The following is a 17,978-nucleotide window of genomic DNA, read 5'->3' as shown; positions in this document are numbered from 1 at the left end:
CGAACCTCCCCCGACAGCCGGCGGACCCGAGCGGGCGGGTCGCGGATCAGGGCGGACCGCCGGACCGGAGCGTCGCGGTCCGGCGGTCCTCCGGGTCGCTCAGTCGGGCTGGGCGGAACGCTTGGCCAGCCCGCGCGGCGGGGCCTTCATCCCGACCACGATGTCGACGATCTCGATGTAGCGGGCCTTGTTGCCCATCCGGAACGCCGTGGCCGCCGCGTTGATCTCCTCCAGGGTGTCCGCCTCGACCATGGTCACCTGGTCGTAGCGACCGTTGACCCCGGTGCAGACCACGTGGGTGAGCTGCTTGGCGAAGCGGCCCAGGTCGCGGGCGTGCTCGGCGGAGACCTCGTGGATGCCCTCCCGGCCCAGGGCGAAGTACTCCGGGTTGATCCTCATGAACAGGAAGCCGACGTATTTGTTCTTCTCCGCCAGATCGTGCATCCCGCCTCCCAGAAACCAGTCGCCACCTGCGGCGATCACGTGCAGCGTATGGACGTTGACTGATCGTCATCAAGGGGTCCGCCTGTCGGGAGCACGACCCTCGCGCCCGGGTCCGACCCTCCGCCGGGGCGGACGCCACCACGGCGGCGGCCAGGGACGTGCCGGCAACGCGCGAGTGGTGCGGGATAGAGTCGCTGATTGACCACGCGCGGCCGGGGGTGCCGGCCGCGGCGCCACGGCTTGGGGGTAGTGGGTGAGCGAGGCGCGTACGGCCGAGGAACGGGGCGAGACGGTGACCGGGCAGCAGACACCGGCGGAGTCGGACACCACCCTGGTGGTGGTCACCGGGCTCTCCGGCGGCGGCCGCAGCACGGTGGCGAGGGCGTTGGAGAACGTCGGGTTCTACGTGGTGGACAACCTGCCGCAGGCACTCATGCTCGACATGGCCGAGCTGGCGTTCAAGGCGGGCGGGGCGGCCCGGCGTACGGCGATGGTGCTGGACGTGCGCTCGCGCGCCTTCTCCACCGACCTGGCGGGGGCGATCCGGGAGCTGAAGGAGCGCGGCTTCTCGCCCCGGGTGGTCTTCGTCGACGCCGACGACGAGGTGCTGATCCGGCGGTTCGAGAGCGTCCGGCGTTCGCACCCCTTGCAGGGCGACGGGCGGCTCGCCGACGGCATCGCGGTCGAGCGCGGCCTGCTGGAGGAGGCCCGCGACCAGGCCGACGTGATCATCGACACCAGCCACCTGAACGTCAACCAGCTGCGTCGCCGCGTCGAGGAGCTCTTCGGCGGCGAGGACGCCCGCCGGCTGCGGGTCACCGTGCTCTCCTTCGGCTTCAAGTACGGCCTGCCGCCGGACGCCGATTTCGTGCTCGACGCCCGCTTCCTGCCGAACCCGTACTGGGTGCCGGAACTGCGCGAGCACACCGGCCGGGAGGAGGCGGTCAGCTCGTACGTGCTGGGGCAGGAGGGCGCGGACGCCTTCGTCGGGTCGTACGCCGACCTGGTCAACGCGACCACCGTCGGCTTCGAGCGGGAGGGCAAGCGCTACCTGACGGTGGCGGTCGGCTGCACCGGCGGCAAGCACCGCAGCGTGGCCATCGCCGAGGAGTTGGCCGCCCGGCTGCGCCACTCCGGTCTGGCCGCGAACGCGCAGCACCGCGACCTGGGGCGCGAGTGACGGCGACGCGTGTGGTCGCCTTCGGCGGCGGGCACGGCCTGTCCGCCTCGCTACGCGCCCTGCGCCGCTGCGCCCCCGAGCTGGACCTCGACATCACGGCGGTGGTCACCGTCGGCGACGACGGTGGCTCGAGCGGCCGGCTGCGGGCCGAGCGGGGCGGCCTGCCCCCGGGCGACCTGCGGCAGGCGCTGGTCGCGTTGGCCGGCGACCATCCGGCCACCCGGCGCAGCGCCAAGCTCTTCCAACACCGCTACGCCGAGGTGCCGCCCCCCGGCGGCCCGGCTCCCGCCGGGGGCGGACCGGCGGGGCGCCCCCGGGTCTCCGGTACCGGGCGGGCCCCTTCCGGCCCGGAGCCGGCCGGGGTCGCCGGAGGACGCGCGGGTGCCGGTGCGGCCGGGCGGGCGGGCCCCGAGGCCGGCGGGCTGGCCGGGCACGCGGTGGGCAACCTGGTGCTCTGCGGGCTGATGGAGCTGCTCGGCGACCCGGTGGCCGCCCTGGAGCACGCCGGCGCGATGCTCGGCGCGGTCGGCCGGGTGCTGCCGATGTCGTGCGAGCCGGTGGGGATCGAGGCGCGGGTACGCGGCGCCGACCCGAGCCGGCCGGACGAGGTGCGCACGATCACGGGCCAGCACCAGGTCGCGGTGACCACCGGCCGGGTGGAGTCGTTGCGGCTCACCCCGGCCGCGCCGGAGGCCTGCCCGCAGGCGGTCGCCGCGATCGGCGCGGCCGACTGGCTGATCTTCGGGCCGGGCAGCTGGTACACGAGCGTGCTGCCGCACCTGCTGGTGCCGCAGCTCGCCGCCGCGATCGTCGCCAGCCCGGCGCGGCGGCTCGTCACGCTGAACCTCGCCGCCGAGAAGGAGACCTCCGGGCTCTCCCAGGCTGACCATCTGGCCGCGCTGCGCTCGTACCTGCCGGAGCTGAGGGTCGACCGTGTGGTCGCCGATTCCAAGGCGGCGGGTGACCCCGAACCGGTCGAACGTGCGGCAGAATCGCTGGGTGCCCGCCTGGTCCTCGCTCCCGTCGCGGTCACCGACGGCACTCCCCGTCATGATCCGGCCGCCCTGGGCGCCGCACTGGTGCCTGTCCTGGGCGCCGATCGTTAGACACGTACGTAATCTCCGGCGACACGCCGGAACAGGTCCGTGAGGGGACGCACAATGGCGATGACGGCTGCGGTCAAGGACGAGCTGAGTCGGGTCGACGTGCCCAAGCCCTGCTGCCGGCGGGCGGAGATGGCGGCGCTGCTGCGCTTCGCCGGCGGGCTGCACATCGTCTCCGGTCGGGTCGTGGTGGAGGCCGAACTCGACACGGGGGCGGTGGCCCGGCGGCTGCGACGGGAGATCGCGGAGGTCTACGGCTATCCGAGTGAGATCCACGTGCTCGCGTCCGGTGGCCTGCGCAAGGGCAGCCACTTCATCGTGCGGGTGGTCAAGGACGGTGAGGCCCTCGCGCGGCAGACCGGGCTGCTCGACGTGCGGGGGCGTCCCGTGCGGGGGCTGCCGCCGCACGTCGTCGCCGCGAACGTCTGCTGCGCGGTGTCGGCCTGGCGCGGCGCGTTCATGGCGCACGGCTCGCTGACCGAGCCGGGCCGCTCCAGCGCGCTGGAGATCACCTGCCCGGGCCCGGAGTCCGCGCTGGCCCTGGTGGGCGCGGCCCGGCGGATCGGCATCACCGCCAAGAACCGCGAGGTGCGCGGCGTGGACCGGGTGGTGGTCAAGGACGGTGACGCGATCGCCGCGCTGCTCACCCGCATCGGTGCCCACTCCAGCGTGCTGGCCTGGGAGGAGCGCCGGGTGCGCCGCGAGGTGCGGGCCACCGCCAACCGGCTGGCCAACTTCGACGACGCCAACCTGCGCCGCTCGGCGCGGGCCGCGGTCGCCGCCGCCGCCCGGGTGACCCGGGCGCTGGAGATCCTCGCGGAGGACGCGCCCAACCACCTCACCTCCGCCGGCCGGCTGCGCCTGGAGCACCGGCAGGCCTCGTTGGAGGAGCTGGGCGCGCTGGCCGATCCGCCGCTGACCAAGGACGCGATCGCCGGCCGGATCCGCCGGCTGTTGGCGCTGGCCGACAAGCGGGCCCGGGACCTGGGCATTCCGGATACGGAAGCGGCAGTCACACCCGACATGCTCGTGGTCTGATAGGACAGTGCGGGTCGGCGGCGCCGGTGGGGTCACCACCCGGCGCTGCACTGCGCCGCACGCTCGGATAAGGTCGCTGCGTACGGCAAGGGGGCCGGCACAGGCACTCCTCGCCGTGCACACCGCCTCCGGCGGTCAGGTCCTTCGAGACCGCGGCGGGGCGGCCGAGATGAACCGTCAACGGCCGGCTCGAACGGTCGGCGCACACACCTCCGCCGGCCCGGGTCTTACGCCGGCGGACCAGAACGCAAGGAGATGGGACCTGTGACCATCCGGGTTGGCATCAACGGCTTCGGCCGGATCGGCCGCAACTTCTTCCGGGCAGTGCTGGCGTCCGGCGCTGACATCGAGGTCGTGGCGGTCAACGACCTGACCGACAACGCGACGCTCGCCCACCTGCTCAAGTACGACAGCATCCTGGGTCGCCTGCCGCACGAGGTGAAGGCCACCGCCGACGAGATCACCGTGGGCGGCAAGACCATCAAGGCGTACGCCGAGAAGGACCCGTCGAAGCTGCCGTGGGGCGACGCCGGCGTGGACGTGGTCATCGAGTCCACCGGCTTCTTCACCGACGCCACCAAGGCGAAGGCGCACGTCGACGGCGGGGCCAAGAAGGTCATCATCTCCGCCCCGGCGAAGAACGAGGACGTCACGGTCGTCATGGGCGTCAACCACGACCAGTACGACCCGGCCAAGCACACCATCATCTCGAACGCCTCCTGCACCACCAACTGCCTGGCGCCGATGGCGAAGGTCCTGCACGACACGTTCGGCATCCAGCACGGCCTGATGACGACGATCCACGCATACACCCAGGACCAGAACCTCCAGGACGCGCCGCACTCCGACCTGCGTCGGGCCCGCGCCGCCGCCCTGAACATCGTGCCGACCTCGACCGGCGCGGCGAAGGCGATCGGCCTGGTGCTGCCGGAGCTGAAGGGCAAGCTGGACGGCTACGCGCTGCGCGTGCCGATCCCGACCGGCTCGGCCACCGACCTCACCGTCGACGTCGCCCGGGAGACCACGGTGGACGAGGTCAACGCCGCGCTGAAGGCCGCCGCCGAGGGCCCGCTCAAGGGCATCCTGGTCTACAACGAGGACCCGATCGTCTCCTCGGACATCGTCACCGACCCGGCGTCGTGCATCTTCGACGCGCCGCTGACCAAGGTCGTCGGCAACCAGGTCAAGGTCGTCGGCTGGTACGACAACGAGTGGGGCTACTCGAACCGCCTGGTCGACCTGGTCAAGCTGGTCGGCCAGTCCCTGTGACGAAGCCGACGGTCACGAACGGAGGCCTGGCCTAAGTGAGCATCCGTACCCTCGACGACCTGCTCGCCGAGGGGGTGTCGGGTCGGCGCGTGCTGGTGCGCGCCGACCTGAACGTCCCGCTCGACAAGCAGACCGGTGACATCACCGACGACGGCCGGATCCGCGCCGTGCTGCCGACGCTGAGCGCCCTCACCGGCGCCGGCGCCAAGGTGGTCGTCTGCTCGCACCTGGGCCGCCCGAAGGGCGCGCCGGACCCGCAGTTCAGCCTGCGCCCCGTCGCCGGGCGGCTCGGGGAGCTGCTCGGCGCGCGGGTGCACTTCGCCACCGACACCGTCGGCGAGTCCGCCCGCTCCACCGTGGACGCGCTCGCCGACGGCGAGGTCGCGCTGCTGGAGAACCTGCGTTTCAACAAGGGTGAGACCAGCAAGGACGACACCGAGCGGGGCGCCTTCGCCGACGAGCTCGCCGCCTTCGGCGACGCGTACGTCGACGACGCGTTCGGCGCGGTGCACCGCAAGCACGCCAGCGTCCACGACGTGCCGGCCCGGCTGCCGCACGTCGCGGGCCGGCTGGTGCTGCGCGAGGTGGAGGTCCTGTCCCGGCTGACCGGTGAGCCGGAGCGCCCGTACGTCGTGGTGCTCGGCGGTTCGAAGGTCTCCGACAAGCTGGCGGTGATCGAGGCGCTGCTGCCGTCGGTCGACCGGCTGCTCATCGGCGGCGGGATGTGCTTCACCTTCCTCAAGGCGCAGGGTCACGAGGTGGGCTCCTCGCTGCTGGAGGAGGAGATGGTCGAGACCTGCCGCAGCCTGCTGGAGCGCTCCGAGGGCAAGATCATGCTCCCGGTCGACGTGGTGGCCGCGGACGCGTTCGCCCCGGACGCCGCGCACGACACCGTGCCGGCCGACGGCATCCCCAGCAAGCGGGTCGGGCTCGACATCGGGCCGGAGACGGTCGCCGGCTTCGCCGCCGCCCTCAAGGGCGCGCGGACGATCTTCTGGAACGGCCCCATGGGCGTGTTCGAGATGCCGGCGTTCGCCGACGGCACCCGCGGGATCGCCGAGACCATCGCCAAGAGCGAGGCGTTCACCGTCGTCGGTGGCGGTGACTCCGCCGCCGCGGTGCGGGCGCTCGGGCTGGACGAGTCGTCCTTCGGGCACATCTCCACCGGCGGTGGCGCCTCCCTGGAATACCTGGAGGGCAAGACCCTCCCCGGCATCGCGGCCCTGGAGAACTGATGGCGAGCGTCACCCGCCGGCCCCTGATGGCCGGCAACTGGAAGATGAACTGCAACCACCTCGAGGCCAACCTGCTGGTGCAGAAGCTGGCGGCCAGCCTCACCGAGAAGCAGCTCACCGACGTCGAGACGGTGGTCCTGCCGCCGTTCACCGACCTGCGTACGGTGCAGACCGCCGTCGACGGCGACAAGCTGCTCATCGGCTACGGCGCGCAGGACCTCTCGCCGTACGCGTCGGGGGCCTACACCGGGGAGATCTCCGGCCCGATGCTGGCGAAGCTGGGCTGCACCTACGTGGCGATCGGGCACTCGGAGCGGCGGGCCTACCACCACGAGGACGACGCGCTCGTCAACGCCAAGGTGCAGGCGGCGCTGACCCACGGGCTCACCCCGATCCTCTGCGTGGGGGAGGGGCTGGACGTCCGCGAGCAGGGCACCCACGTGGCGCACTGCAGCGAGCAGCTCGACGGCGCCCTGAAGGGGCTCACCGCCGAGCAGGTGGAGAAGGTCGTGGTGGCGTACGAGCCGGTCTGGGCGATCGGCACGGGCAAGACGGCCACCCCGGAGGACGCCCAGGAGGTGTGCGGCGCGGTCCGTCAGCGCCTGGCGGAGTCCTTCGGCCAGGACACCGCCGACAAGGTCCGGGTCCTCTACGGCGGGTCGGTCAAGTCGTCGAACGTCGCGGCGATCATGGCTCAGCCGGACGTCGACGGGGCGCTCGTGGGCGGCGCGAGCCTGGACGCCGAGGAGTTCGCGAAGATCTGCCGGTTCCCGGAGCACATCTCCCGCTGATCGCTCGCTATCCTTGACTCCGCCCGTCCGTCGGTCGGTGCCACCGTGCCCGATCTGCCCGGGCGAGGATCGTAACGAGAGGACTGACCCCAGCCATGCCGATCTGGTTCGCATACACGTTGATCGTGTTGCTGGTCATCACGAGCGTTCTGTTGACCATGCTGATCCTGCTGCACCGCGGTAAGGGCGGCGGGTTGTCGAGCATGTTCGGCGGTGGCGTCAGCTCCAGCCTCGCCGGTTCCTCGGTGGCGGAGAAGAACCTCGACCGCTACACCGTCCTGGTGGGCATCGTCTGGTTCGCCTGCATCGTCGGGCTGGGGCTCTGGCTCCGCCTCCAGATGGCCAGCGGCACGGTCTGAGCCCGCCAAGTCGTACAATCTGCGCGCGGTCCGTCGACGACGGGCCGCGCGCAGTCCGTTCCACCCGCTGCACCGCGTCGCCCGCCGCCCTCTCCGCGGCGGTTCCCCTCCGACGACAGGAGCGAGCAGCCGTGCCCATCGGCAACGTCATCCCGGGCACCCGGGTCGGATCCGCGCCCGAACGCCACCAGCCGGCCCCGTGCCGGACGGTGACCTACTGGTGCCGCAACGACCACCACACCGCGATCCGGCTCGCCGCCGAGGTCGAGGTGCCGGAGGTGTGGGACTGCCCGCGTTGCGGCCTCCCCGCCGGCCAGGACGCGCAGAACCCGCCGGGCCGCGTCCGGCCCGAGCCCTACAAGACCCACCTGGCGTACGTGAAGGAGCGGCGCACCGCCGAGGAGGGCGAGGCCATCCTGGCCGAGGCCCTCGCCGCCCTGCGCCGCCGGCGGGGCCGTCCCGCCGGCTAGGCGGCGACCCCACTCCGGTGTGAGGAAGGGCCCCCTGCTGACGCTGTGCGTCAACAGGGGGCCCTTCCTCACACCTCAGCGCAAGCTGCGGAAGCGGGCCGGGACGTCGGCCGCCGCCGCCCGGTCCAGCAGCCAGAGGGTCCGGCCCGTGCCCTGCACGCCGGCCGCCGGCAGTTGCACCGGCCCCGCCCCGGCCAGTGCCATGCCGACCGCCCGTGCCTTGTCGGCCCCGCTGGCCACCAGCCAGACCTCCTCGGCCGTTTTGATCGCCGGAAGGGTCAGCGTGGTCCGCACCGGCGGGGGCTTCGGGCTGCCCCGTACCGCGCTGACCGGCCGGCTGTCGTGGTGCACCGGATGCTCGGGGAAGACCGAGGCGACGTGCCCGTCCTCACCGACGCCCAGCATCAGCACGTCGAAGTGGGGGAGCGCGGCGTGTCCCGGCCGCGCCGCGCGGGCCAGTTCCTCGGCGTAGCGGGCCGCCGCCTCCTCCGGGTCGGGCCCGGCCGGACCGTCGGAGGCCGGCATCGCGTGGACCCGGGCCGGGTCCAGCGGCACCGCGTCCAGCAGCGTGGCGCGGGCCTGGGTCTCGTTGCGCTCGGGGTCGCCGGCGGGCAGGAACCGCTCGTCGCCCCACCAGACGTCCACCCGGGACCAGTCCACGGCGTCGCGGGCCGGCAGCGCCGCCACCGCCCGGTGCACCGCCGCGGCTATCCGCCCGCCGGTCAGCACCACCGACGCCTGGCCCCGCTCGGCCTGCGCGTCGAGCAGCTTGACCACCAACCGGGCGGCCACCGCCTGGGCCAGCAGGTCTGCGTCGGCGTGGACGGCGACACTCGCCTCACTCATCTGTGTGCCTTCGTTTCTCCGGCCGCCGCGCGGCCGGTCATTCGTGGTGCCCCGAGCAGTCGGGCGCTCAGTGCTCGGCGCTCGTTCCCACGTGCGCGGTGACCCCCGCCTCGGCCCGCTGGGCCGTGGCCGGGTCCTTCCAGACGTGCACCCGCTGCGGCGGGCGCTGGTCGAGGTCGGCCAGCCCGGCCGCCGTGCCCAGCGCCTCCGCGTACACCTGGTCGGCGTCGAGCCGGCGCAGTTCCTCGGCCAGCTCGTCGCCGAGGGGTCGGCGGACGAGCGGCAGCTGCCGGTCCTCCTGGCCGGTACGCCGGAACGTCGCCACGCTGTCGTCGCGGCTCAGCGTCAGCGTGTCGCCGTTGGCGCAGCGCAGCTGCACCTCCCGCATCCGCGGCGACGCGTCGGTGTGCTCCCACACCGGCTCGATGCCGAGCCGCGCGGCCAGCCAGCCCTGCATCAGCGCGGCGGTCGGGTCGGTGGGCGGGGCCACCACGGTCGCCTCGGTCACCCTGGCCTGGGTGGTGTCGAACGCGCCCGCCACGAGCGTGCGCCACGGGGTGATCCGGGTCCACGCCAGGTCGGTGTCGCCGGGCGCGTAGTCCCGGGCCCGCTGGCGCATCGCCTCGATCGGGTCGGCGGCCTGCGCGCAGTCGGTGATCCGCCGGTCGGCCACCACGCCGAGGAAGTCCGTGGCGATCTCGGCCGGCGGCTCGCCGTGCCACCACGTCACCACCGGCACGTCCGGCACCAGCAGCGGCATCACCACCGACTCCGCGTGCAGGGCGAGCCGCCCGTACATTCGGGTGACCACCGCCTCGCACGGACCGAGCCGGCCGCCGACGACGATCTCCGCGTCCAGCCGGTTGCGCTCGCGCTCCACGTCGGTGCGGACCACCACCAGCAGCCGGCAGGGGTGGGCGGCGGCCGCTATCGTCGCCGCCGCCTCCGCCTCGCGGACCCGCTTCTCGTCCACCACCACGATCAGGGTGAGCGCCATGCCGCTGGCCACCCCGCCCGCGCTGCGCCGCTCGGCGGCCAGCGCCTTGACCACCTCGTTCCCGGTGGTGTCCCACAGGCCGATCAATGGAGCCTCCTGGTCTGCTCGCTGCGGCTGCTCACGGCACGTGCCTTCGTTCGCGACTGCGGGGCTCGCAGAACCGGCTCACTCCTCGCGCTCACGCCCGCCGCCACGCCCGGCCCTCGCGGGCCAGCATCTCGTCGGCGGCCCGGGGACCCCACTCGCCGGCCCGGTACGGCTCCGGCTTCGTGCCCGCCCACGCGTGCTCCAGCGGGTCCACCACCTGCCAGCTCTGCTCGACCTCGGCGGCGTCCGGGAAGAGGGTACGGTCGCCGATCAGCACGTCCAGCACGAGCCGCTCGTACGCCTCGGGGCTGGCCTCGGTGAACGCCTCGCCGTACTGGAAGTCCATCGCGATGTCGCGGACCTCCATCGTCGTGCCGGGCACCTTGGAACCGAACTTGAGCACGACGCCCTCGTCCGGCTGCACCCGGATCACGAGCTGGTTGTTGCCGAGCGACTCCATGTCGGCTTCGTTGAACGGCAGGTGCGGCGCCCTCTTGAACATGATGGCGACCTCGGTGACGCGGCGCGGCAGCCGCTTGCCGGCCCGGATGTAGAAGGGCACCTCCGCCCAGCGGCGGTTCTGGATGCCGAGCCGGACGGCCACGTAGGTCTCCGTGGTCGAGTCCTCCGGGACGCCCTCCTCCTCCAGGTACCCGACGGCACGCTCGCCCCCCACCCAGCCGGGCAGGTACTGGCCGCGCACGGTGCCCTCGGCGACGTCCTTCGGCAGGGTGATCGCCCGGAGCACCTTGAGCTTCTCCGTGCGGATCTCGTCGGCGTCGAAGCTCGTCGGCTCCTCCATCGCCACCAGCGCCAGCAGTTGGAGCAGGTGGTTCTGGAACACGTCGCGGGCCGCGCCGGCCGAGTCGTAGAAGCCGGCGCGGGTGCCGATGCCGACGTCCTCGGCCATGGTGATCTGCACGGAGTCGACGTACTTGGAGTTCCACAGCGGCTCGAACAGGTTGTTGGCGAACCGCAGGGCGAGGATGTTCTGGACGGTCTCCTTGCCCAGGTAGTGGTCGATGCGGAAGACGTCCTCGCGGGTGAAGACGTCGTCGACCAGGTCGTTGAGCGCCTTCGCCGAGGGCAGGTCGTGCCCGAACGGCTTCTCCACCACCACCCGGCGCCAGCCGCCGGACTTGGCGTTGTCAGCCATCCCGGTGCGGGCCAGCTGCTTGAGGACCACGGGGAACGCCGCCGGGGGGATGGAGAAGTAGAAGGCGGCGTTGCCCGGGATCCCGTGCGTCTGGCGCAGCTCGTCCAGCATCTCGGAGAGGTGGTCGAACGCGGCGTCGTCGTCGAACGAGCCGCCGACGAACTTGATGTTGCCCACCAGCCGCGCCCACACCTCCTCCCGCCAGGGGGTGCGGGCGTGCTTCTTGGCGGCCTCGTGGGCGAGCGACTCGAAGTCCCCGTCGCCCCAGTCCCGGCGGGCGAAGCCGAGCACGGCGAAGCCCGGGGGCAGCAGCCCTCGGTTCGCCAGGTCGTACACGGCCGGCAGGAGCTTCTTGCGGGCCAGGTCACCGGTGACGCCGAAGATCACCAGAGCGCACGGCTCCGGGATCCTCGGCAGCCGGCGGTCCTGCGGGTCGCGCAGCGGGTTCACGCCGCCTCCTCGCTCCGCGTCATCCACGGTCCTCATCGTCACGCCCGCAACGCCCCGACGGCATCGAGCAGCTGGGCCACGCCCGCCGACCGGTCGGTCAGGTGCAGCCGGACCACCGGGCGCTTCCGCTCGGCCAGGGCCTGCCGGTCGCCGGTGGCCTGCGCCGCCTGCAACTGCCCGAAGGTGTAGGGCCTGCCCGGCACCGGCAGGTCGTCGACGACCGCGCCGGTGAGCTGGAGGTAGCTGCCGACCTGCGGACCGCCCTTGTGGTACTGGCCGGTGGAGTGCAGGAAGCGCGGGCCCCACCCGAAGGTGACCGGCCGGCCGGCGGCACCGGCCAGCAGCGGCCGCAGCCGGGCCGCGTCGGCGTCGGCGAACCGGTCGAGGTACGCCATCACCGCGAGGTAGCCGTCGTCGCCCGTCGCGTCGACGAGCTGGCGGAGCACGCCGGCCAGGTCGCCGGGGGCGCCCTGCGGCGCGTACACCTCGATCGCGCCCTCGGTGAACGACGGCGTCTCCGCCGGCGGACCGGAGTCGAGGATCCGGTTCGTGTTCTCCTTGGACTCGGTGACGTTGGGCTGGTTGAACGGGTCGATGCCGAGCACCACGCCGGCGATCGCGGTGGCGTACTCCCAGGCGAGGAAGTGCGCGCCGAGCGGGCCGTTGACGGCCACGTCGGCGTCGGCGCCCCCGCCGGGGACGGCGCCGGCGGGCAGCGCGCCGCCGTAGGTCACGGTGAGCACGTCGTCGCCGGCGGCGCCGGGACTCTGCGGCGACTCCACGACGACCGGCAGGATGCCGACCCCGGCCTTGCCGGTGGACTCGGCGATCAGCTGCTCGGCCCAGTCGCCGAGGCCCTCGATGCCGGTGCCGTCGGAGATCAGGGCGACCTTGTCCCGGCCCATGGTGGCCGCCGCCCCGAGGGCCGCGCCGAGCGCCAGGGCCGGGTTGTCGCGGTCCCCGCCCAGCGACCGCGCCAGCGCGTCGGCCTCGTCGAGCAGCTCGGCCACCTCGACGCCGGCCAGCGCCGACGGGACCAGCCCGAACGCGGTCAGCGCCGCATACCGGCCGCCCACGTTCGGGTCGGCGAGTACGGTGAAGGCACCCATCTCGGCGGCGGTGGCCTCCAGCGGCGAGCCGGGGTCGGTGACGACGACGAAGTGCCGGCCGGCCTCCGCCTCGGTCATCCCCGCGTTGAGGAACGCCTGCCAGTACGCCCGGCGGTGGCTGTCGGTCTCGACCGTCGAACCGGACTTGCTGGCCACCACGACCACGGTGCGCTCCAGCCGATCGGCCAGCGCCGCCCGGATCTGCCCCGGGTCGGTGGTGTCGAGCACCGTCAGCTGCTTGCCCAGGGTGCGGGCGATGACCTCGGGGGCCAGCGACGAGCCGCCCATCCCGGCGAGCACCACGTGGTCCAGGTCGGCCAGCTCCGCCTTCAGCTCGGCGAGCTGGGGCAGCAGTTCCCGGCTGCGCAGGTGGGTGTCCACCCAGCCGAGGCGGATCTTCGCCTCCGCCTCGGCGTCCGGACCCCACAGGGTCGCGTCCTTCGCGGCCAGCTTGCCCGGCGTGCCGGCGTTCACCAGCGCGTCCCGGGTGGAGGCGGGGGCCGACTTGTCGACGGCGTCGGCCCCGTGCACGGAGAGCCCGGCGGCGGCCTCGACCGCGCCGTTGAGCAGATCACTCACGCCGCCACCTCGCTCCGCTCGGCGGCGGCGCGAGGCGCCGCACTGCTGAGCCTGATGGTTCGCTCGCTACGCTCGCTCACGCGTTTCCTCCCGACTGCTGCGCGGCCTGCGCGTTGTCCTTCGCGGCGTCGCTCGGGTTGCCGGCGCCGCGGCCCGCGGCCGCCAGCGACTTGCGGACGCCGTCGAGCAGTTCCTGCCAGCTCGCCTCGAACTTCTCCACGCCCTCGCGCTCCAGGGTCTCGATGACGTCGGCCATGTCGATCCCGACCGACTCCAGGTCCGCGAAGGCCGTGCGGGCCTCGTCGTAGGAACCGGTGATGGTGTCGCCGCGGGTCTCGCCGTGGTCGGCGTACGCGTGCACGACCGGCTCCGGCATGGTGTTGACCGTGCCGGGGGCGATCAGCTCCTCGACGTAGATGACGTCCCGGTAGTCCGGGTTCTTGGTCGAGGTGGAGGCCCACAGCGGCCGCTGCGGGTGGGCGCCGGCGTCGGCGAGCGCCTGCCACCGGTCGGAGGAGAACACCTCGCCGTAGCGCTCGTACGCGAGCTTGGCGTTGGCGACGGCGGCCTTGCCGCGCAGCGCCTTGGCCTCGTCGGAGCCGAGCTTCTCCAGCCGCTTGTCGACCTCGCTGTCGACGCGGGAGACGAAGAACGACGCGACCGACCCGATCTTCGACAGGTCGTGCCCGTTCGCCTTCGCCTGCTCCAGGCCGGCCAGGAAGGCCTCCATCACCTGCGAGTAGCGGTCCAGCCCGAAGATCAGCGTGACGTTGACGCTGATCCCCTCCGCCAGGGTGGCGGTGATCGCCGGCAGGCCGGCCTCGGTGGCCGGGATCTTGATGAAGAGGTTCGGCCGGTCGACCAGCCACCACAGCGCCTTGGCCTCGGCGACGGTCCTGTCGGTCTCGTGGGCCAGCCGCGGGTCCACCTCGATGGAGACCCGGCCGTCGACCCCGCCGCTGCCCTCGTACGACGGGCGCATCACGTCGCACGCCCACCGCACGTCGTACGTGGTGAGCATGCGTACGGCCTCCTCGACCTCCACCCCACGGGAGGCGAGGTCGCGCAGCTGCCAGTCGTACTCGTCGGCGTCGCTCAGCGCCTTGGCGAAGATCGTCGGGTTGGTGGTCACCCCGGCCACGTGCTTCTCCCGGCGGAGCTGGTCCAGCCCGCCGGAGGACAGCCGTACCCGGGAAAGGTCGTCGAGCCAGACCGCCACGCCTGCGGCGGTGAGTTCACTCAGCCTGTCCGTCATGCCGTCCACGCTCCCCTCAGTTGCCGGTGGTGAAACCGGTGATGTCGCCCATCCGGGTCAGTGCCGCGTGCGCGGCGGCAACGATCCGGTCGGGGGTGAATCCGAACTGCTCGAAGAGCACGGAGTGCGGGGCACTCGCGCCGTAGTGCTCCAGGCTCACGCTCTCGCCGCAGTCACCCACGATGCCGCGCCACGACATGCCGATGCCCGCCTCCACGCTCACCCGTGCCTTTACCCCGCGCGGCAGCACCGACTCCCGGTAGGCCTCGTCCTGCTCGAAGAACCACTCCTGGCAGGGCATGGAGACGACCCGGGTCGGGGTGCCGTCGGCCTCCAACCGCTCGCGGGCGGTCAGGCAGAGCTGCACCTCGGAGCCGGTGCCGACGAGGATGACCTGCGGCTTGCCGTTGGACGCCTCGGCCAGCACGTAACCGCCCCTGGCCACGCCCTCGGCGCCGGCCAGGGTCGACCGGTCCAGCGTCGGCAGCGGCTGCCGGCTCAGCGCCAGCGCGGTCGGCCGGTCGGTGTGCTCCAGGGCCTGCCGCCAGGCCCACACGGTCTCGTTGGCGTCGGCCGGCCGGACCACGTCCAGGCCGGGGATGGCGCGCAGCGCGGTCAGGTGCTCCACCGGCTGGTGCGTCGGGCCGTCCTCGCCGAGGCCGATCGAGTCGTGCGTCCAGACGTAGACCACCGGCAGCTTCATCAGCGCGGCGAGCCGTACCGCCGGGCGCATGTAGTCGCTGAAGACCAGGAAGGTGCCGCCGTACGGGCGGGTGCCGCCGTGCAGGGCGATGCCGTTGAGGATGGCGCCCATGGCGTGTTCGCGGATGCCGAAGTGCAGCGTGCGGCCGTACTCGTGGCCGGGGAAGTCCTTGGTGGCGTGGACGGCGGGGACGAAGGACGGTTCGCCCTTCATGGTGGTGTTGTTGCTCTCCGCCAGGTCGGCCGAGCCGCCCCACAGCTCCGGCAGCACTCCGGCGAGCGCCTCCAGGACCTTGCCGGAGGCGGCCCGGGTGGCGACGCCCTTGGCGTCGGCCGGGAACTCCGGCAGCGACTCGGTCCAGCCGGTCGGCAGGACCCGCCCGGCCATCCGGTCGTAGAGTGCGCGGCGCTCCGCGTTGGCCTTGGCCCAGCCGTCGAACGCCGTGGTCCACTCCTGCTGGGCCCGGGCGCCGCGCTCCATCACCGTGCGGGCGTGCCCGAGCACCTCCTCGTCGACCTCGAAGGTGCGGGCCGGGTCGAAGCCGAGCAGCTGCTTGGTGGCCGCCACCTCGTCGGCGCCGAGCGCCGAACCGTGGATCTTACCGGTGTTCTTCTTGTTGGGCGCGGGCCAGCCGATGATGGTGCGCAGCGCGATGAACGAGGGGCGGGCGGTCTCGGCCTTCGCCGCCAGCAGCGCCCGGTGCAGGGCCTCCACGTCCTCGTGGTAGTCGCCCTGGTCGGCGTCGCCGGCACGCCAGTCGACGGTCTGCACGTGCCAGCCGTACGCCTCGTAGCGGGCCGCGACGTCCTCGCTCTTGGCGATGCGGGTGTCGTCCTCGATCGAGATCTCGTTGTCGTCGTAGATCACCGTGAGGTTGCCGAGCTGCTGATGCCCGGCGAGCGCGCTGGCCTCGTGGCTGATGCCCTCCTCGATGTCACCGTCCGAAACGATGCACCAGATGTCGTGGTCGAAGACCGACCGGCCCGGCTCCGCCTCCGGGTCGAACAGGCCGCGCTCACGGCGGGCCGCCATCGCCATGCCGACCGCGTTGCCGAGGCCCTGCCCGAGCGGCCCGGTGGTGGTTTCCACGCCGGGGGTGTGCCCGTGCTCCGGGTGGCCCGGGGTCAGCGAGCCCCACTGCCGCAGCGACTTGAGGTCCTCCAGGGCCAGCGGGTAGCCGGAGAGGAAGAGCTGGATGTAGAGGGTGAGGCTGGAGTGACCCGCGGAGAGCACGAAGCGGTCCCGGCCGGGCCAGTTCGGGTCGGCCGGGTTGTGCCGCATGACCCGGTTGAAGAGCAGGTACGCCGCGGGCGCGAGGCTCATCGCGGTGCCCGGGTGGCCGTTGCCGGATTTCTCCACGGCGTCCATGGCCAGCACGCGGACGGTGTCGACGGCCCGGCGGTCGAGGTCGGACCAGTTGAGTGCGGGGTGCTCGGGTCGGTTGGCAGCCACGATGGTTGTGCTCCTCGGCAGATGGGCGGAACCCTCAGTGATGACCCTATCGAGCGGTCCTAAACGTCCGCCCAGGGATCTCTGCATGCCGGTCTGTACTGGTCCGCGCCGGTGCGCGGTGGTGCCCCGACGGTGTGACGGCCCGCACCGTTGTCGGGTCGCCCGGGCAGCCAAAACGACGACGCGTAGTCTGTGGTCCGGCGTGTGGCCCCAGTCGGGTCCGGCCGATCCGACCTCCCCTGCCGACGCCGGAAGGTGGCAATCCGTGAGCATGATCACCGAGCGCCCCGTCAGCAACTCTGCCGGGCAGCCGCCGGTGCGGACTGCGGCGGAGGCGTCGGCGGTGGCCCGCCGGGACGTCCGCGCGGTGGTCGCGGCCTACGTGACGCTGACCAAGCCGCGGATCGTCGAGCTGCTCCTCGTCACCACGGTGCCGGCGATGATGCTCGCGGACGGCGGGATGCCGTCGCTCTGGCTGGTGGCCGTGGTGCTGGTCGGCGGCTCGCTCGCCGCGGGCGCGGCCAGCGTCATCAACTGCTACATCGACCGGGACATCGACCAGTTGATGCGGCGCACCAAGCGCCGCCCGCTGCCGACGCACACCGTGACACCGCGCAACGCGTTGATCTTCGGGCTGGTGCTGGCGGCGGTGTCGGTCGCGATGATGGCGGCGTTCACCAACCTGCTGGCCGCCGGGCTCACGCTCGCCGCGATCGTCTACTACGACGTCGTCTACACCCTCTGGCTCAAGCGCACCACGACGGCGAACACGTTCTGGGGCGGGGCCTGCGGGGCGGCGCCGGTGCTGATCGGCTGGGCGGCGGTCACCGGGACGCTCTCCCCGGCCGCGTGGGCGCTCTTCGCGGTGGTCTTCTTCTGGCAGATGCCGCACTTCTACCCGCTGGCGATGAAGTACAAGGACGACTACGCCCGGGCCGGCATCCCGATGCTGCCGGTGGTGGCCTCCACGCGGCGGGTCAACGCCGAGATCATCGGCTTCGCCTGGCTGACCGTGGCGTCCTCGCTGGCCGTGTGGCCGCTGGGGATGAGCCTCATCTACGGCGTGCCCGCCGTGGTGGTCGGCGCCATCTTCGTGGTGGAGGCGCACAAGCTCGCCCGCCGGGTGGCGCGGGGGCAGGCCGTCAAGCCGATGCGGCTGTTCCACTGGTCGACGACATACCTGACCATCCTCTTCGCCGCCGTCGCGCTCGACGCGCTGATCTGACCCGGCTGCGCCCGCCGCTCCGGCGGGCCGCCGCGTCGAGCCGGATCCCGGCCTGATTCGTCCCGCCCCGGTTCCGGCCGGGGGCCGTGCCGCCCGGTCCCCGGCGGCCGGAGGCCGTACCGGCAAATCATCATCGTGCATGGCTTGTCCGGGTTTCTTGTCACATCGGTGACGCCGTCGGTATGGTTCCAGAACCGCTCGGATGCCCTGGGCCGGCCCGGTTCGGGCCG

General features: G+C 72.7%; 16 protein-coding genes. 9 read left to right on the top strand and 7 right to left on the bottom strand.

Features of this window, described 5'->3' with window-relative positions; genetic code table 11:
- Positions 1–99 precede the first annotated feature (99 nt).
- Positions 100–444 (bottom strand): hypothetical protein, encoded by a 345-nt coding sequence (locus tag ACLQ20_RS14625; RefSeq protein WP_151453341.1) that lies wholly within the window; start codon positions 442–444, stop codon positions 100–102.
- 292 nt (positions 445–736) lie between these two features.
- On the opposite strand from ACLQ20_RS14625, the gene rapZ reads away from it, so the two are divergent.
- The 8 genes from rapZ (at position 737) to ACLQ20_RS14585 (ending at position 7,889) form a co-directional block, all read left to right on the top strand.
- Entirely contained in the window at positions 737–1,624 is an 888-nt protein-coding gene (gene rapZ, locus ACLQ20_RS14620; RefSeq protein ID WP_151453375.1) for an RNase adapter RapZ, read from the top strand.
- Positions 1,621–2,730 carry a gluconeogenesis factor YvcK family protein gene (locus ACLQ20_RS14615; RefSeq protein ID WP_425855987.1) on the top strand — a complete coding sequence of 370 codons (1,110 nt, stop codon included), beginning with the start codon at positions 1,621–1,623 and terminating at the stop codon, positions 2,728–2,730. The genes rapZ and ACLQ20_RS14615 overlap by 4 nt, the downstream gene beginning before the upstream one ends.
- A 54-nt stretch (positions 2,731–2,784) precedes the next feature.
- The gene (gene whiA / locus ACLQ20_RS14610) at positions 2,785–3,765 is read left to right on the top strand and encodes a DNA-binding protein WhiA (protein ID WP_088999356.1); all 981 of its coding nucleotides are present in this window, start codon (positions 2,785–2,787) and stop codon (positions 3,763–3,765) included.
- 264 nt (positions 3,766–4,029) lie between these two features.
- On the top strand, positions 4,030–5,034 hold the full coding sequence (gene gap / locus ACLQ20_RS14605) for a type I glyceraldehyde-3-phosphate dehydrogenase (RefSeq protein WP_151453343.1): 1,005 nt from the start codon (positions 4,030–4,032) through the stop codon (positions 5,032–5,034).
- Between the two features lie 35 nt (positions 5,035–5,069).
- Positions 5,070–6,269 carry a phosphoglycerate kinase gene (locus ACLQ20_RS14600; protein ID WP_425855985.1) on the top strand — a complete coding sequence of 400 codons (1,200 nt, stop codon included), beginning with the start codon at positions 5,070–5,072 and terminating at the stop codon, positions 6,267–6,269.
- Positions 6,269–7,060 carry a triose-phosphate isomerase gene (gene tpiA, locus ACLQ20_RS14595; RefSeq protein ID WP_151453345.1) on the top strand — a complete coding sequence of 264 codons (792 nt, stop codon included), beginning with the start codon at positions 6,269–6,271 and terminating at the stop codon, positions 7,058–7,060. Before ACLQ20_RS14600 ends, tpiA begins: the two co-directional genes overlap by 1 nt.
- Before the next feature lie 95 nt (positions 7,061–7,155).
- The gene (gene secG, locus ACLQ20_RS14590; RefSeq protein ID WP_088999360.1) at positions 7,156–7,419 is read left to right on the top strand and encodes a preprotein translocase subunit SecG; all 264 of its coding nucleotides are present in this window, start codon (positions 7,156–7,158) and stop codon (positions 7,417–7,419) included.
- Positions 7,420–7,550: 131 nt separating this feature from the next.
- Positions 7,551–7,889 carry an RNA polymerase-binding protein RbpA gene (locus ACLQ20_RS14585; protein WP_151453346.1) on the top strand — a complete coding sequence of 113 codons (339 nt, stop codon included), beginning with the start codon at positions 7,551–7,553 and terminating at the stop codon, positions 7,887–7,889.
- Positions 7,890–7,964: 75 nt separating this feature from the next.
- Here the strand turns inward: ACLQ20_RS14585 and pgl are convergent, their stop codons facing one another.
- The 6 genes from pgl to tkt form a co-directional block, all read right to left on the bottom strand.
- Entirely contained in the window at positions 7,965–8,735 is a 771-nt protein-coding gene (gene pgl / locus ACLQ20_RS14580; protein ID WP_425855982.1) for a 6-phosphogluconolactonase, read from the bottom strand.
- 67 nt (positions 8,736–8,802) lie between these two features.
- Complete coding sequence (locus tag ACLQ20_RS14575) at positions 8,803–9,819, bottom strand: glucose-6-phosphate dehydrogenase assembly protein OpcA (RefSeq protein WP_151453348.1); 1,017 nt, start codon at positions 9,817–9,819, stop codon at positions 8,803–8,805.
- A gap of 91 nt (positions 9,820–9,910) precedes the next feature.
- Entirely contained in the window at positions 9,911–11,461 is a 1,551-nt protein-coding gene (gene zwf / locus ACLQ20_RS14570; RefSeq protein ID WP_151453349.1) for a glucose-6-phosphate dehydrogenase, read from the bottom strand.
- A 2-nt stretch (positions 11,462–11,463) separates the two neighbouring features.
- Entirely contained in the window at positions 11,464–13,113 is a 1,650-nt protein-coding gene (locus tag ACLQ20_RS14565; RefSeq protein ID WP_425855979.1) for a glucose-6-phosphate isomerase, read from the bottom strand.
- Between the two features lie 76 nt (positions 13,114–13,189).
- Positions 13,190–14,368 carry a transaldolase gene (tal, locus tag ACLQ20_RS14560; RefSeq protein ID WP_425855978.1) on the bottom strand — a complete coding sequence of 393 codons (1,179 nt, stop codon included), beginning with the start codon at positions 14,366–14,368 and terminating at the stop codon, positions 13,190–13,192.
- A gap of 16 nt (positions 14,369–14,384) precedes the next feature.
- Positions 14,385–16,523 carry a transketolase gene (gene tkt / locus ACLQ20_RS14555; protein ID WP_425855976.1) on the bottom strand — a complete coding sequence of 713 codons (2,139 nt, stop codon included), beginning with the start codon at positions 16,521–16,523 and terminating at the stop codon, positions 14,385–14,387.
- A 265-nt stretch (positions 16,524–16,788) separates the two neighbouring features.
- On the opposite strand from tkt, the gene ACLQ20_RS14550 reads away from it, so the two are divergent.
- Positions 16,789–17,748 (top strand): heme o synthase, encoded by a 960-nt coding sequence (locus tag ACLQ20_RS14550; protein ID WP_151453353.1) that lies wholly within the window; start codon positions 16,789–16,791, stop codon positions 17,746–17,748.
- Positions 17,749–17,978: the final 230 nt, after the last annotated feature.

The sequence above is a fragment of the Micromonospora sp. DT46 genome (assembly GCF_049841735.1).
Lineage (GTDB): Bacteria > Actinomycetota > Actinomycetes > Mycobacteriales > Micromonosporaceae > Micromonospora > Micromonospora reichwaldensis.
Note: the sequence above shows the minus strand (reverse complement) of the source record. Positions and strands in the feature narration are given on the sequence as shown.

What these genes read in the sequence shown, in the direction of transcription:
- ACLQ20_RS14625 (WP_151453341.1), bottom strand. Translation starts at nt 444, where the DNA reads ATGCACGATCTGGCGGAGAAGAACAAATACGTCGGCTTCCTGTTCATG.
- whiA (WP_088999356.1), top strand. Translation starts at nt 2,785, where the DNA reads ATGGCGATGACGGCTGCGGTCAAGGACGAGCTGAGTCGGGTCGACGTG.
- tpiA (WP_151453345.1), top strand. Translation starts at nt 6,269, where the DNA reads ATGGCGAGCGTCACCCGCCGGCCCCTGATGGCCGGCAACTGGAAGATG.
- secG (WP_088999360.1), top strand. Translation starts at nt 7,156, where the DNA reads ATGCCGATCTGGTTCGCATACACGTTGATCGTGTTGCTGGTCATCACG.
- pgl (WP_425855982.1), bottom strand. Translation starts at nt 8,735, where the DNA reads ATGAGTGAGGCGAGTGTCGCCGTCCACGCCGACGCAGACCTGCTGGCC.
- zwf (WP_151453349.1), bottom strand. Translation starts at nt 11,461, where the DNA reads ATGAGGACCGTGGATGACGCGGAGCGAGGAGGCGGCGTGAACCCGCTG.
- tal (WP_425855978.1), bottom strand. Translation starts at nt 14,368, where the DNA reads ATGACGGACAGGCTGAGTGAACTCACCGCCGCAGGCGTGGCGGTCTGG.